The organism is Brevibacillus invocatus, from assembly GCF_003710915.1.
Lineage (GTDB): Bacteria > Bacillota > Bacilli > Brevibacillales > Brevibacillaceae > Brevibacillus > Brevibacillus invocatus.
Genome location: NZ_RHHR01000105.1, coordinates 1 through 616, shown reverse-complemented (window position 1 = coordinate 616; position 616 = coordinate 1). Strand labels below are relative to the sequence as shown.

Here is a 616-nt window from a genome sequence, read left to right as displayed (position 1 = left end):
AATAGGGGAACTATCGCTATCCTCTATATCTGCGTCATCCTCGTCCACGTTAGGAGGCACTTTGGCCACAGATCCTACCTGCTCATTTTCTGAGAGACGTATCAATTTGACGCCTTGGGTGTAGCGGCCCATGACAGAAATGCCTTTCATCTTTGTACGGATAATGATACCCGAAGTCGTAATGATCATGAGATCCTCTTCAGGTTCTACCACTTTCAGTCCAACGACGTGTCCGCTACGTTCTGTAACATTATGCGTCTTGATTCCTTTACCACCACGAGATTGAATCCGGTATTCATCTACCGGTGTCCGCTTCCCGTAGCCGTTCGCCGTCACGATTAGCACTTCTGCTCCAGGCTTGATTACGTCCATGTCGATCACGTCGTCATCGTCATCCAGCGTAATCCCTTTTACCCCCGTTGCATTGCGGCCCATCGTGCGAACGTCGCTTTCCTTGTAGCGAACAGACATTCCATTCTTCGTTCCCATGATGATTTCTTGTTCGCCATCGGTCAAACGCACACCAATCAGCTCATCATCCTCGCGCAGGTTCACCGCAATCAAGCCGCCTCGACGAATGTTCTCATACGAAGACAGCTCCGTCTTCTTAATGATC

The 616-nt window shown here is 49.7% G+C and carries 1 protein-coding gene; it reads right to left on the bottom strand.

Annotated features, from left to right (window positions below; translation table 11 throughout):
• Positions 1-616: DNA gyrase C-terminal beta-propeller domain-containing protein (locus EDM52_RS24235; protein ID WP_276330151.1), on the bottom strand; the 616-nt coding region annotated here is incomplete at both ends.